Origin of the sequence: Actinacidiphila guanduensis, assembly GCF_900103985.1 — a bacterium.
Lineage (GTDB): Bacteria > Actinomycetota > Actinomycetes > Streptomycetales > Streptomycetaceae > Actinacidiphila > Actinacidiphila guanduensis.
This window is the reverse complement of the sequence record NZ_FNIE01000006.1, coordinates 452,858-466,209: the sequence shown is the minus strand read 5'-3', so window position 1 is coordinate 466,209 and position 13,352 is coordinate 452,858. Positions and strand designations below refer to the sequence as shown.

General features: G+C 72.6%; 11 protein-coding genes. 2 read left to right on the top strand and 9 right to left on the bottom strand.

Annotated features, from left to right (window positions below; translation table 11 throughout):
- Nucleotides 1-4: 4 nt before the first annotated feature.
- From BLR33_RS16155 to BLR33_RS36140, 9 genes are all read right to left on the bottom strand, one after another.
- Complete coding sequence (locus tag BLR33_RS16155) at nt 5-1,273, bottom strand: tryptophan dimethylallyltransferase family protein (RefSeq protein WP_093785140.1); 1,269 nt, start codon at nt 1,271-1,273, stop codon at nt 5-7.
- 351 nt (nt 1,274-1,624) lie between these two features.
- A complete protein-coding gene (locus BLR33_RS16150; protein ID WP_093785139.1) occupies nt 1,625-2,968 on the bottom strand; it encodes a cytochrome P450 in 1,344 nt (447 codons plus the stop codon).
- Entirely contained in the window at nt 2,965-3,567 is a 603-nt protein-coding gene (locus BLR33_RS16145) for a GTP-binding protein (RefSeq protein ID WP_093785138.1), read from the bottom strand. The genes BLR33_RS16150 and BLR33_RS16145 overlap by 4 nt, the downstream gene beginning before the upstream one ends.
- Nucleotides 3,542-3,874: a DUF742 domain-containing protein gene (locus tag BLR33_RS36145; protein WP_245771456.1), complete on the bottom strand. Its 333-nt coding sequence runs from the start codon at nt 3,872-3,874 to the stop codon at nt 3,542-3,544. Before BLR33_RS36145 ends, BLR33_RS16145 begins: the two co-directional genes overlap by 26 nt.
- Nucleotides 3,875-4,248: 374 nt before the next feature.
- On the bottom strand, nt 4,249-4,650 hold the full coding sequence (locus BLR33_RS16135) for a roadblock/LC7 domain-containing protein (RefSeq protein WP_093785136.1): 402 nt from the start codon (nt 4,648-4,650) through the stop codon (nt 4,249-4,251).
- Entirely contained in the window at nt 4,647-5,768 is a 1,122-nt protein-coding gene (locus BLR33_RS16130; RefSeq protein ID WP_093785135.1) for an ATP-binding protein, read from the bottom strand. The genes BLR33_RS16135 and BLR33_RS16130 overlap by 4 nt, the downstream gene beginning before the upstream one ends.
- A gap of 667 nt (nt 5,769-6,435) precedes the next feature.
- On the bottom strand, nt 6,436-7,683 hold the full coding sequence (locus tag BLR33_RS16125; protein ID WP_093785134.1) for a vWA domain-containing protein: 1,248 nt from the start codon (nt 7,681-7,683) through the stop codon (nt 6,436-6,438).
- Nucleotides 7,680-8,900, bottom strand: a complete 1,221-nt coding sequence (locus tag BLR33_RS16120; protein WP_093785133.1) for an AAA family ATPase — start codon at nt 8,898-8,900, stop codon at nt 7,680-7,682. The genes BLR33_RS16125 and BLR33_RS16120 overlap by 4 nt, the downstream gene beginning before the upstream one ends.
- A gap of 282 nt (nt 8,901-9,182) precedes the next feature.
- Nucleotides 9,183-10,922, bottom strand: coding sequence for a hypothetical protein (locus BLR33_RS36140; protein WP_245771435.1), 1,740 nt, complete (start codon nt 10,920-10,922; stop codon nt 9,183-9,185).
- 451 nt (nt 10,923-11,373) lie between these two features.
- Here BLR33_RS36140 and BLR33_RS16105 point away from each other — a divergent pair, with 451 nt between their 5' ends.
- Both BLR33_RS16105 and BLR33_RS16100 read left to right on the top strand, forming a co-directional pair.
- Nucleotides 11,374-11,805, top strand: coding sequence for a DUF7144 family membrane protein (locus BLR33_RS16105; RefSeq protein ID WP_093785132.1), 432 nt, complete (start codon nt 11,374-11,376; stop codon nt 11,803-11,805).
- Complete coding sequence (locus BLR33_RS16100; protein ID WP_093785131.1) at nt 11,802-13,202, top strand: DUF2252 domain-containing protein; 1,401 nt, start codon at nt 11,802-11,804, stop codon at nt 13,200-13,202. The genes BLR33_RS16105 and BLR33_RS16100 overlap by 4 nt, the downstream gene beginning before the upstream one ends.
- Nucleotides 13,203-13,352 lie beyond the last annotated feature (150 nt).

Sequence of the window (13,352 nt, the reverse complement as noted above, 5' to 3'; positions counted from 1 at the left end):
CGGGTCAGCGCCCCACCGGGTGGCGGGCGCGCGCGGCACCCGTGCGCGGTGGCTGGACCGCGTACGCCTCGGAGGAGACGTAGACGGTCGCCCGGGGCTGCCGGCCGCGCTGGTGGACCAGCGCGACGTAGGCGACCAGTCCCACGCCGTCGCTCAGGCGCCGCGAGGTCACGGCGGCCAGTGCGCGGTCGAGGGCGTCGGCGTCCATCCCGTGCGAGCGCAGTACGGCCACCGTGCGGTCCCGGGCCAGGGCGTCGTCGCCGACGTACTCGCGCAGGGGCACGTGCAGGGTGTAGCCGCTGGGCAGGCCGGTAACGGTTTCGGTGAAGGCATGGCAGGTCAGGGCGCGGCCGCGGAAGAGGCGGTCGGCGTCGTTGCCGGTGGCGCCCAGGAGGTCCAGCGTGGACGGCCCGGCCGGATCGAGGGATGCGGCGAAGTCCCCGCCGGGGGCGGGGAAGCCGCTCACGGTGCGGAAGAACGCCCGCATCCGCTGCTGCTCCTGCGGGCTCGCTCCGGGGGCCAGCGAGCCCGCGTCCTCGGCTGTCAGGGCGCGGTGGGCGACGTACACCTTGACCCGCGGGGTCTGCCAGTCGCCGAGGTCGAGCGCGAGGAAGGGGTAGCCGTCACCGGCCGGCAGGGTGTCGAACGCCTGGTGGTGGCCGAGCCGGTCCAGTGCCTCGCGCAGGGTCTCCGCCGCCCGGTCGGCGCCGTTGGCGGCCGGGTTGAGGTAGACCTTGACGCCCGGCACGCCGCCGGGCCGCAACTCCAGGGCGCACCACAGCGCGAGCGGCCCTTCGGGGTCGGGCGGCAGGAACAGGTCCGCCAGCAGGTCGAGTTGGCCGGTGCCGAACTGCCAGCGCTCGGCCATGGCGTGGATCGCCGCCAGCCCGGCCCGACCGTTGCCGGCCAGATCGGGGCTGGCATGGCCGGGTTCGAGCAGCACGCGTAGACCGGGCGCTTCGCCGGGGACGAACGCCAGGGAGAACTCCACCGGCGTGTGGTCGTCGGACAGGAAGCTCGGCGAGGCGGGCGGAAGGGCGAGCGACCGCTCGGCGACCGGGCCCAGCGCGTCCGCCACCGCCCCGGTGTAGGTCTCGGCGTCCGCCGGGGGGAGCCCGGCCACCTCGGCCAGCCGCTCCAGCTGACCGGACACCAGGTCGCGCAGGCGCAGGGAGCCGTGCCGCGCGTCCTCCACTTCCGCCGTCCCCGCCGCGGTGCCCGCCGCTCCGAGTGGCCCGCGCTGTCTGCCGACCAGGGGGTACCGGTCCGTCATCGGACCTCCCGGGGCAGCAGGGGGAACCGTGGGAACAGGGGCCGCTGGGGCCGACGACAATCGCGCGAAATGAATGAGGGCATGCGAAGACGTACCCGCCCCTCGGGGGCGGGTACGGATTCTCCTGTCAGACAGAGGCTGTTGTGGGTGGAATCTGTGTCACGTATTCCGTTGCGGTTGTGTAGTCCCGAGTGGATTAAAGCTGCGATTCGACGGTGGGCGGGGCTGTCGACGCCGGGACAGACCACGACTACTCCTTTTCGTCCTGGTCGACATGAAATTCCGCCCTACTCACTACCCATTCGATGGAATGGTCATGTGAACATAGAACAATCTACGCTGTGACCTGGGTCACACCTTCCACCAGGCGAGGAAGGAGCTCCACAAACCGCCCTTTTCCTGCTTTGCCGACGGACGGGGGTGATTGTCCGGCGCTGCCTGCTGTCCGACGCCCTGCGGTCTTTGCGGTCCCTTGTCCGTGCGGACCGGGGAGAAACGGGCGGGGAGCGCGGCGAGCGCGCGGTTGAAGGGGCCAGGGCGCCAGGTGAGGCTGTCGGCCGGCACCGCCAGCTCGATGTCGGGCAGCGCGTTGAGCAGGTTCTCGATCGCCGAGATGGTGATGAGCTGGGCCGGGTCCTTCGCCGGGCACCCGTGCGGGCCGGTGCTCCAGGCCAGGTGGGCGCGCTTGCTCAGCATCTGCCGGGACTCCGACAGGGCCGGGTCGGTGTTGGCCGCGGCGAAGCTGACCAGCACCAGTTCGCCCGCGTCGATACGGCGGCCGGCGAACTCGATGTCGGCGACCGGATAGTGCGGCGCGTAATTCGACATCGGCGGATTGTTCCACAGCACCTCGTCGATGGCGTCTTCCACCAGCAGCCCGCCGCCGGAAAAGCGATCGTCCGAGAGAATGAGGCAGAGGCTGTTTCCGATGAGGTTCCGCAGGGGTTCCGCTCCGGCGCCGAGAAGGAGCACCAACTGGTGCACCATCTCTTCGTCGTCGAGATTTGCGGGGTGCTGCATGAGCCAGGACGTGACATCGTCGCCCGGCTTTGCCCGGCGCAGTGCGACGAGTTCCGCGACGCTCTGGCCGAGCACCTCGTTCGCCTTTTCCGCGTTGATGCCGTCGAAAATACCGTTGATGCCGAAGATGACCCGGTCGCCGATATCGGCGGGGCAGCCGAAGAGTTCGCTGAAGACGAAGAGCGGCAGCAGTTTCGCGTAGTCGTTGAGCAGGTCCACCGAACCGCGGGAGCTGAACTGCTCGATGAGGTAGCGGGATATGCGGTCGACGTTCCGGCCCAGCTGGTAGGAGTCCACCCGGGCCATCGTGTCGGTGACCGCCTGGCGCAGCCGCAGGTGCTCGGCGCCGTCGGTGAACATGCAGTTGGGCCGGTAGGCCAGCAGCGGCACCACCGGGCTGTTCGGGCTGACCTTGCCCTCGTTCAGCGCCCGCCAGCGGCGGGAGTCCTTGCGGAAGGTGTCCGGGTCCTGGAGCAGTTGCAGCGCGGCCGTGTAGTCGGTGACCAGGGTCGCGTTCACCCCCGGGGCCAGCTCCACGGGCGCGGTCGGCCCGTAGTTGCGCATCCAGGCGTAGTAGGCGTCGGGGTCGGCCTGGAACTCCGGACCGTACATGGGAACCCGCCCGTGGGCGGGGCAGCCCGGGGGCGGGGAGGGGAAGCCTGAGTCGGTGCTCACGTCGTACTCCTTGCAGTACGCGTCTGCAGATACCGGACCAGGGTGATCAAGGCGTCGGCGGATGACTTCTGGTCTCGGGCATCGCAGGTGACGATGGGGGTTTCGGGCAGCAGGTCGAGCGCTTCGCGCAACTCGCTGTCCGGACGGATCGGCGTGTCGTCGAAGTGGTTGACGGAGATCGCGTAGGGCAGACCGTACTGCTCGACCAGGTCGATGATCGGGAAGGATTCCTTGAGCCGCTCGGGGTCGACCAGGACCAGTGCGCCCAGCGCCCCGCGCGTCATGTCCTCCCACACCTGGACGAACCGTTCCTGCCCCGGTGTGCCGAACAGGTAGAGGACGAGCTTCTCGCTGAGCGTGATCCGGCCGAAGTCCATCGCCACGGTGGTGGTGGTCTTGTCCGGGACGCCCTTGAGGTCGTCCAGGTGCGCGCCCGCCTGCGTCATCTGCTCCTCGGTGCGCAGCGGCGGAATCTCGGACATGGTGCCGATGAACGTCGTCTTTCCGACCGCGAAGTGCCCCACGACCAGGATCTTGGCCGCGGTCTTCACCGCGTCGTCCAGGTAGACGCCGTCAGCCGAAGCGGGCCTGGAGCCCATCCAGCACCTCCTGCAGGAGCGAAACGTCCGCGAGCTGGGCGCGCGGCACGGGCGGGCGGACGACCAGGTAGCCCTCGGTGGACAGGTCGGAGAGCAGCACCTTGACGATGCCGATCGGCAGCCGCATGTGACCGGCGATCTCGGCGACCGACAGCATGCCGCCCCCGCACAGGTCGAGCAGCCGGTGCTTCTCCGGGTCCAGGTGGGCCGGGCGCGGCCGGTCCGCGGCGGTGACGAGGGTGATCAGGTTGAACTTCTCGGTGCCCTCCAGCCCGCGCCCGTTGGTGATCACGTACGGGCGGACCAGTTCGGGCGACTCCCCCGGGGAGCCGGCCGCCTCGGCGAGGTCGAGCGGCTCGTCGGGCGCCGGCGTCGCCGGCTCGACGGCTCCGGGGACACCGAAGGGCTCGAACGGCCCGGGCGGGACGGGCGGTTCGAACGACTCGAACCCCTCGAACGACCCGCCGGCCTCGAACGATCCCGTGGCCTCGAAGGAGCCGGGGGCCTCGAACGGTGCCGGCGGGGCGAACGGCGCCGGGGACTCGAAGGGCCCCGGCGGGTCGAAGGACGCCGGGTCGAACGGGGCCGGCGGCGGGTCGAACGACCCGCCCTGCTCGGGGGACTCCGCGGGCTCGGACGGGCCCGAGGAGTCCGCGCGCTGGTTGCGGCGCCTGAACCCGTTCATAGCTGACTGCCGGAGTTCTCGCGCGGCGGCGCGGTCAGCGCCTTTCCGAGCTGCCCGACGAGCTGCTGCATCCGGAAGGTGATGGCGGCCATGTCGACGTCAGGCGCGGAGGACACGGCGAGGTAGGCGCCGGCGCCGGCCGAGATGAGGAAGACCCAGCCGCCGTCGAACTCGACCAGGGTCTGCCGCCAGTGCATCTGCGGGTCGCCGCAGAAACCGGCCATGGTGCGGCTGAGCGACTGGATGCCGCTCATCGCCGCCGCGATGGTGTCCGCCTCGTCCTTCTTGACGTCCTGGGAGCGGGCCATCAGCAGGCCGTCCGCGGAGATCAGGATCGCGTGGCGGGCCCCGGGGACCTCGAGCGCGCTACTGAGCATCCATGACAGGTCGTTGTTCACTGGGGATCGTGCCCTTCCCTGTGTGCTGAGCGCCCGGACTGGGTGCCGAGCTGGAAGGCGCCCATGATCGAGGCCGTCTCCTCGTACGTCCGGGTGGGTGCGGGGGTGGAATCTGGCGTCGGCACGATGGAGATCGAGCCCTTTCTGCTGCGCTTCGGCAGCCCGCCGGCGGTGGAACCGTTCTGCAGCGGCCGGGGCTCGGGCTGCGGTGCGGGCGTCGCGGTGGCGCGCGCGGCCGGCGGCTGCTCCTTCGGCTCGGGCATGGAGGTCAGCAGCTCATCGGGAAGGAGCACAACCGCACGGACACCACCGTAGGGAGAGGACGAATCGACGGACACGCTGAAGCCGTAGCGGGCGGCGAGGACGCCGATCACGGCGAAGCCGAACTGCGGGGGGCTGCCGAGGCCCGCCACGCCCGGGCCCTTGCCCGACAGCAGCTCCTCGGCGCGCTTCTTCTCCTCCTCGTTCATGCCGACGCCGGCGTCGTCGATGATGATGCAGACGCCCTTGGGGACGGCGCGGGTGGTGATGTCGATCGGGGTGTCCGGGGCCGAGTAGCTGGTGGCGTTGTCCAGCAGCTCGGCGAGCGCGAGCGCCACCGGCTCCACGGCCCGGCCGACCATGGCGAAGTTGGTCTGCGAGCGGATCTCGACGCGCTGGTAGTGCCGGATGCGGCCCTTGGCGCTGCGCACCACGTCGTACAGCGACGCGGCCGTGCGCTGCCGGCCGAGCCAGCCGTCGCAGAGCACGGCGATGGACTGCGCACGCCGGCTGAACTGCGAGTTCATGTGGTCGATCTCCAGGAGGTCCTGGAGGACGTAGTGCTCGCCGTGGGCGTCCTGGGCCTTGGAGATGGCCAGCTGCTGCTCGTTGGCCAGACCCTGCAGGGTGCGCATGGCGGACTTCAGCGCGTTCTTGGTCGCGTCCTCGGCGCGGATCTGGGCGGCCTGGACCGAGGCGGCGAAGTTGCTCTCGAGGTCCGCGTACCGGTTCTCGAGCTCCACCTTCTCCTTCTGCACTCTGGCTCTCGCCTTGCGCTGGCGCAGCAGAGCGGTGGCGGCCGCGGGCGCGCCGGCGATCAGAGCCCAGAGCGCGGGATCTTGTATGTAATGCGTCATGAGACTCTCTTTAAACGACTAGACGACCGCCAGGGACGGAAAGGGCTGTGCCGGCGCCTCGGGTGCTTTTCGCGTCCCGGGCTGCCGCCGGGTCCGGGGCGTCGTACACGTGTTGCCGGCGGCAGCGCAGAGGCGCTGATTGCCGATGGGTCCCCGTATGCCCGACTGCGGCATGGTGCTCCTCGGAGTTGGACCCTCTCGATCGGATCGCCGTCTGTCCTGCGCGCTTTTGGCTGGCCTGGCAAGCCGGGTGATCATATCACCGCCGTCGCGACTGCCGAGGGCAAGTGACAGCCGGGCGCGGGAATTTGAGAACACATCAGGAATAGGTGGTAGGATCCGCCGCCCTGCCTGCGGGAGGGGGGCTTTTGCGTGCGACGGTGCGAAATTGCCCCGCTCGTCGCGGGCGTGTGCGCAGGTTGTGCGCCGGAGTGCAATTGCCCTTGCGTCGCGTGCAGGGTGCACACGTGACCGAATCCGGGTGCGGTATGACGGCATACGGCCGGAGTTCGGCCGGGGCATTGTTGCGGCACGCCGGGGGGTGCGGAGGGGGCGTGGCGGTGTTGTGGGGGTCCTGTGGGGACAGTGTGGTAAGACTGGTCGGTTGAGCTCCTGCTGATTCCCGGGCGGGGGCACGACCAGGGGTTCGGCAGCCGGGCCGGCCCGGTCAGGTGCCGATCGTGACGACTTTCGCCCAGGACGGCGGTTCGGCGGGGACGTAGGGCACGTTCTCGGAGACCGGGCGCGGGAAGAGCCCCACGACCGTGCGGCACGGCGGGCGGCGCCGCGGCCACGGTGTCTGCCCGTCGGTGAGGACCACCACGACGTCCGGCACCGGACGGGTCCGCACCGCCCGCTCGATCCCCGCCCGCATGTCCGTGCCGCCGCCGCCGACCAGCGGGATGTCCCTGGCGTCGCACACCGCGCGCACCGAGCCCGCCGAGGCGTCGCAGGAGAGCACCGAGACCAGGTCGCGGCGGCCGCCGACGGCGCGGGTGATCGCCGCCACCTCGTTGAGCGCGGCACCCAGTTCGGCGTCGCTCACCGAGCCCGAGGTGTCCACCACCACCGTCACCCGCGGCGGCCGCCGCCGCAGGCTCGGCAGCACCGCGCCGGGCACGGCGGCCGACCGGCGCGAAGGGCGGCCGTAGGAGTAGTCGTCCGCACAGCCGGCGGCCGCGGCCGCCGCGCGCACCGCGGAGCCCAGCAACTCCCGCCAGGGCTGCGCCGGCTGGACGACCTCCTCGGCCCACCGGCGCCACCCGCTCGGCGCGGTCCCCGGCGCGCCGACGATGCCGCGCGCCACCCGGAACCGCACCGCGTCCCGCTCCTGCGCGCTCAGCCCGTGCGCCCCGTCGGGGCCCGCGTCCCAGCCGCGCTCCAGCCCGTCGGCGCCGCTGCCGCAGTCCAGCCAGGCGAGGTGGTCGGTGAGCGGCCCCAGCGAGATGTGCGGCAGGTACTCCTCCATCAACCTGCCCTCGGGCAGGCGCAGATGCGCCGGCTGCACGGCGCCCTCGGGCCGGACCAGGCCGTCGCCGTACACGTCGTCGTTGATCTCGCAGTCCGCCGCGATGTTCATCCGCAGCCGGTCGGCCCTGCTGGTCAGCCCCTGCTCGTCGGCGACCCGGTCGCCGCGCCCGTGGTGGTCGCGCAGCAGGTGCGACGCCTCGTGCACCCACACGCCCGCCAGCTCCGCCACGGGGGTCCGCGCCACGAAGCCGGCCGACACGTAGCACCGCCAATGGCGGTCCACGGCCATGGTGGGCACCCGCGCGGACTCCACGACGTGCAGCGCGAACAGCGCGGTGGCCAAGTACGGCCGGGCACGTACGGCCTGCAGCCGGGCGGCATAGAGCTTCCCGAGGTCCACGCGGGTCGCGGGGGCGGTGGGTTCGGGGGTGGCGCGGGCGGTCATCGACGGATGCCCCTTCCCGAGCCGGCGAACCGGGCGGTGCCGAGGGTGCGGGCCGCCGCCTCGTCCGCGCGGCGGGACAGCGCGGCCGCGCCCGCGAGGCGGTCGATGGCAGGCGGGACCGTCCAGTCCTGGGTGCGCAGGGCGGCCAGGGTCTGGGCGGGGACGACCACGAGGTCGGGGGCGCCGGTGTCCAATGCCCTTACCAGCACCGCCCATGCGGCTTCCCACCGCTCCCGCGTGGGCCGGGCCCGCACGGCGGCGACCACCGCGTCGAGTACGGCCTGCCGCAGGTCGCCGCGCTCGGGCAGTTCGGCGGCGGCCGGGTCGGCGAGCAGCGCCTCGGGGTCGGGCAGGTCCATCCGGTCCATGCTCGCCAGCAGTTCGAGCCCTGGGCCGTCCCCGACGGTCCCGCGCACCAGCAGCGAGAGCACGTCCCTGGGCACGTCGGCCGCGGTGGCGAAGGCGACCAGCCGCAGCGTCATCTCCCAACTGCGCGGCGACGGCCACGGCCCGCCCCTGCGCGCGTCGTTGCCCGGCAGCCGGTGGACGAGGCCGGGCCGCGCGGCCAACAGCCCCGTCACCGCGCGGCGGGCGAACTCCACAGCGCCGGGGAGCCGTTGGGGATCGAGCCGGGGCAGTTCCGGGCGCGGCCAGACCCCGCCCAGGCCGCGCACCACGACCTGCGGGTCGTGTGCCCACTGGAGGTGGACGAAGCGGTTCGCCAGCGGCGGGCTCAGCTCCCAGCCGTCCGCCGCCGAGGACGGCGGGTTCGCCGCGGCCACGATCCGCACGCCGGGCGGCAGTTGGAGCGCGCCGACCCGGCGCTCCAGGACCAGCCGCAGCAGGGCCGCCTGCACGGCGGGCGGCGCGGTTGACAGTTCGTCCAGGAAGAGCAGGCCCCGGCCGGCCCGGACCAGCCGGACCGCCCAGTCCGGCGGGGCCATCGGTACGCCCTGCGCGGCGGGGTCGTCCCCCACGACGGGCAGGCCGGCGAAGTCCGAGGGTTCGTGCACGCTGGCGATCACGGTGGTGAGCGGCAGGTCCAGCGCTGCCGCGAGATGCGTGAGCGCGGCCGTCTTCCCGATGCCGGGTTCGCCCCACAGCACCACGGGCAGGTCCGCGGCCACCGCCAGGGTCAGAGCGGCCAGTTGCTCGTCCGGGCGGGGCTCGCTCCTGCGCTCCTTGAGCATCCGGCTCAGCTCGTCGGCCAGCGCCATCTGCGAGCTTTCTGCGAATACGGTCACATGTATCACCTTTCGTGTGAGGAGGTTCGGTTCTTCGGTTCGCAAGAGCCCCGGGGTGGTAACGGGGCTTGCTGTGCGCGGCAAGGCAAGTTGAGTAGAGGCGCTGGAGGACCCCCAGGCGAAGCTCTGGGGGTGGGGGTACCTCCCAGGCGAAGCGCTGGGGGAGAACTGCGCGACCAGCGCAACGCCGGGCCTGGCGGCCTGATACAGCCGGGTGGGCGGACGGGACGGAACCCCCGTAGGACGGGGAACCGTTCAGGCGCGGAGGGTCCGCCCCCGTACGTGGCCCGCGCGCGGGCGCGGAGGGGGAGCCGCCCGTAGGGAGCCGGGCGAACCCCCGCGTGAATGCGGCAGCGCGCGTACGGAGCCGGCGGTGCCCGGGGGCGTACGGGGAACCCCCCGTACGGAAAGGCCCGCGCGGAAGAGGCCGTAGGCGACGCGGCCGCGCGCGGCCCCCGCCAAAGCCTCCCGCAGGGACCCGTTCCGCAGCACCGCCCCGCGCCCCAGCAGGGACTCGACCACCGCGAGCGCCCCCGCCACGTCGCCGTGGTCGAGCCGCGCCCGTACGTCGTCGAGCGCTTCCGGCCGCCGGTGGACGGCGTCGATCGCCTGGAGGCAGGGCATCGGCGTCCCCGTCAGCTCGGCCAGCAGCTCCTCGCGGCGGATCTCCTCGGGTGTGTGGTCGAGCGGTACGAGTACGTCGTCGACCAGGCCGATCCGGTGCCGGGCCCCGTGGCATTCCACGAACCGAGGGCCGCCCGGCGGCTTCGGGCCGGGCCGCGGACGAGTCGGCCGGTACCCGGGCACCAGAGCCTCGGCCACCAGCGGATGCAGCTCGCCGGGGGTGAGGAGCCCGGCCCGCAGCAGCTCCAGGTCGGGCAGCACCCAGGTCGCCGCGTCGGGCAGCACCGGCAGGCCGTGCGGGTGGCCTGCGGCGGGAGCGGCCGCCCGTATCCCGCCGGCGTCCACCTCCCGCAGCAACCACCGCCCGGCCCCGAGCCGTACGGCGACGGCCCCCACCGAACTCCCCCCGGCGGCCAGCAGGATGCGAGCCTCGTCGGCCCAACGCCCCACCGCCCAACCCGGATCCGGCAGCGGCAGAGTGCCCTCGCCCCATGGAAGCCACCCGTCGCGCGGCGGGTGCGCCCAACTGCCGTCACCCCGAGCCCCGTCGAGAGCCGGCCCCCCGAGGCCGTCCCCCGCGGCACCGCTCTCGCGGGGGCAGGTGAGTCCCCAACCGTGAGTGAGGCCAGCGGCGTTCGGGGGGAGCGCCCCCAGGCCGAATCCCGCGGCGCCGTTCTCGCGGGGGTGCGAGCCGTCCGGGCCCCACCGCCGGTTCGCCTCCTCACCCCTTCCGCGGGGGATCGCGACGCCCCAACCGGCCTCCCAACCGGCCTCCCCCGACCGCTCGTTCGTCGGCGTACCGCTCTCGTGGGCGCTCCATGTGCCCGCGCGGTCGCGCAGTTCCTGGGTGTGGGAGGCGTCCCACAGGTGGCGGTGGAGGTCGAGGCGGAAGCGGGGGCGGGGGTGCGGGTGGGGGTGGAGCGGCGGGGCGGGTGAAGGGCTCTCGCGGGAGGGGTCCCACAGGGCGAGGCTGATGCGCTGGCCCGCGGCGGCCCACGCGGGTGGGGTCCGGGCGACGAGGTGGACGGTGGCGCGGCCGTCGTAGCCCGCGTCCTCGTACCGCGCCAGCGACACCGTCAGCGCGGGTCGCAGCAGCCCGTCGGCCGCTCTCGGGAAGTGCCAGCGCAGCAACTCGGGTGCCAGCAGGCGGAGATCGGACCGTACCCGGTCGGCCAGGTCGCGGCCGCGTGCGCGGGCGACGGCCCGTGGGGTGAGGTCGGTGTCGACGGCCGCGGCGGCGCAGGCCCCCGCCCAGTCGCCGGCAAGCCGGCGGGCGGTCGCGGTCTCGATCATGGTGGCCGGTACGGCGTAGCGCCGCACACGCAGCCAGGCGGTGAGCCGGGTGTCCCCGTACGCGTCAGGAGTGCTCATCAGCACTCACCTTGCGTGGACGGGTCCCCCAATCTGTTGCCAGAAGGAGTAGTCATCGGCGAGAGCGTAGCTCCCTCGCGGCCACCCGCGCCAGAGCCGACCAGCGGCGTACGGAACGGGACGCGGCGGTGGCCGGCCGACGGATGCGGCCCTTTTCCAGCTGCCGGGATTATCCGGAACCGCACCTGCAAAACCCGCGTACGCGTAATTCCGTATTCGGCTACGGGAAGGGCGTACAAGGGGCGGCGGGGAAGGCGCGCACCGGCAATGACAGGGCCGGAAAACCCTTTGTGTCCGAGGCGTGCAACCGGGTCGGCGGCCGCTCTGACCTGCTGCTTCGCCGACTGTATCGCGTCGCGCTGCCGAACCGGGGCGGCCGTGGCACGCTGGAGGTGGTGAGTCGCCCCGGCCGGTCCAGGCCGGTGCCGTGGGCTCTGCGAGAGGAATCGACATGACCTCCTCCGACGTCCGGCGCAATTCCGGGTACAGTAGCGGTCCCCCGATGTGGCGATCCGGCTGGATACTTTTCGCCGCCGTCATGATGATCTTCGGCGGGGTGATGTCGATCCTGGAGGGGATCGCCGCGATCGCCCATGACGACGTGCTGGTCGTCACGCACGGCTACGCGTACCAGTTCAACGTCACCAGTTGGGGCTGGATCCACCTCGTCCTCGGCTGCCTGGTGGTGCTGGCCGGTCTGTCGCTGATCCGCGGGGCCCTGTGGGCCCGGCTGCTCGGCATCTTCTTCGCGGGCCTGTCGGTCGTCGCCAACTTCATCTGGCTGCCGCACTACCCGCTGTGGGCGATCGTCCTCATCGCCATCGACGTCTTCGTCATCTGGGCGCTGGCGACCGCGGACTCGCACGGGCACCAGACGAGGTGACCACTCAGGCGCCCTCGCGCACCCCGCAGGAGCGGGCCGCCCTCGGGCGGGCGGCCCGCGCCGTCGCGCCCCGCTCCAGCCACGCCGAGTACGCCCCGGGGCCCGGCCGCCGCGACCCGGTCGACCTGCTGGAGGAGCAGTCGGCCAGCCGCGTGCCCGAACTCGTCCCGATCCGCTACGGCCGGATGACCGAGTCGCCCTTCCGCTTCTACCGCGGCGCCGCCGCCCTCATGGCCGCCGATCTCGCGGACACCCCGCGCACCGGTGTCACCGCCCAACTCTGCGGTGACGCCCACATGCTGAACTTCCGGCTGCTCGCCTCCCCGGAGCGCCGGATGATGTTCGACATCAACGACTTCGACGAGACGCTGCCCGGCCCCTGGGAGTGGGACGTCAAGCGCCTCGCCACCAGCCTGGTGATCGCCGGGCGGGCCAACGGCTGGGACACCAAGGAGCGGGCCGCGGTGGTACGGGCCACCGTCCGCTCCTACCGCGAGCAGATGCGGCAGTACGCCGGGATGGGCAACCTCGCGGTCTGGTACGCGCGCTTCGACGAGGAGTGGGTGCGGCAGCGGTTCGCGCCGCGGGTCAGCGCGCGGGCCCGCGGCCGCTGGCAGCGCGAGGTGGACAAGGCGCGCGGCCGCGACACGCTCCAGGCGTTCGGCAAGCTCACCGAAGTCGTGGGCGGCGAGCGGCGGATCGCGGCCGACCCGCCGCTGATCGTGCCGCTGCAGGACCTGCTGCCGGACGTCGAGCGCGGCGACCTGGAGGAGGGCATCCGCCTCCTGCTCGACCGCTACGCCCGTACGCTCCCCTCGGACCGGCGGTTCCTGCTCCGCCAGTACCGGGTGGTGGACATGGCGCGCAAGGTGGTCGGGGTCGGCAGCGTCGGCACCCGCTGCTGGATCGTGCTGCTGCTCGGCCGCGACGACCAGGACCCGCTGCTGCTCCAGGCCAAGGAGGCCGACACCTCGGTGCTCGCCGCCCACCTCGGCGGCGGCGACCACGCGACCGAGGGCGAGCGGGTGGTCTCCGGGCAGCGGCTCATGCAGGCCACCAGCGACATCTTCCTCGGCTGGGAGCGGGCGGACGGGATCGACGGGAAGCGGCGCGACTTCTACGTCCGGCAGTTGCGGGACTGGAAGGGCATTCCGCAGCCGGAGGTCATGGTGCCGGCGGGGATGCGGGCCTTCGGCGAGCTCTGCGGGGCCACTCTGGCGCGCGCGCACGCGCGCTCCGGCGACCGCGTCGCGATCGCCGCCTACCTCGGCGGCGGGGAGGTCTTCGACCGAGCGGTCTCGGCTTTCGCCGAGGCGTACGCGGATCAGAACGAGCGCGACTTCGCTGCGCTCCGCGAAGCGGTGCGCAGCGGAAGGGTCCTCGCAGCTTCTGCTTGAACGGGGGTGGCTTCCCGCCGCGGGGGTTCGCCGCCGTTGCCGCCTGCACCTCGCCGTGGGCTTGTCGCGCAGTTCTCCCCCAGCGCTTCGTCTGGGAGGTACCCCCACCCCCAGAGCTTCGCCTGGGAGGTACCCCCAGCGCCCCTTTCG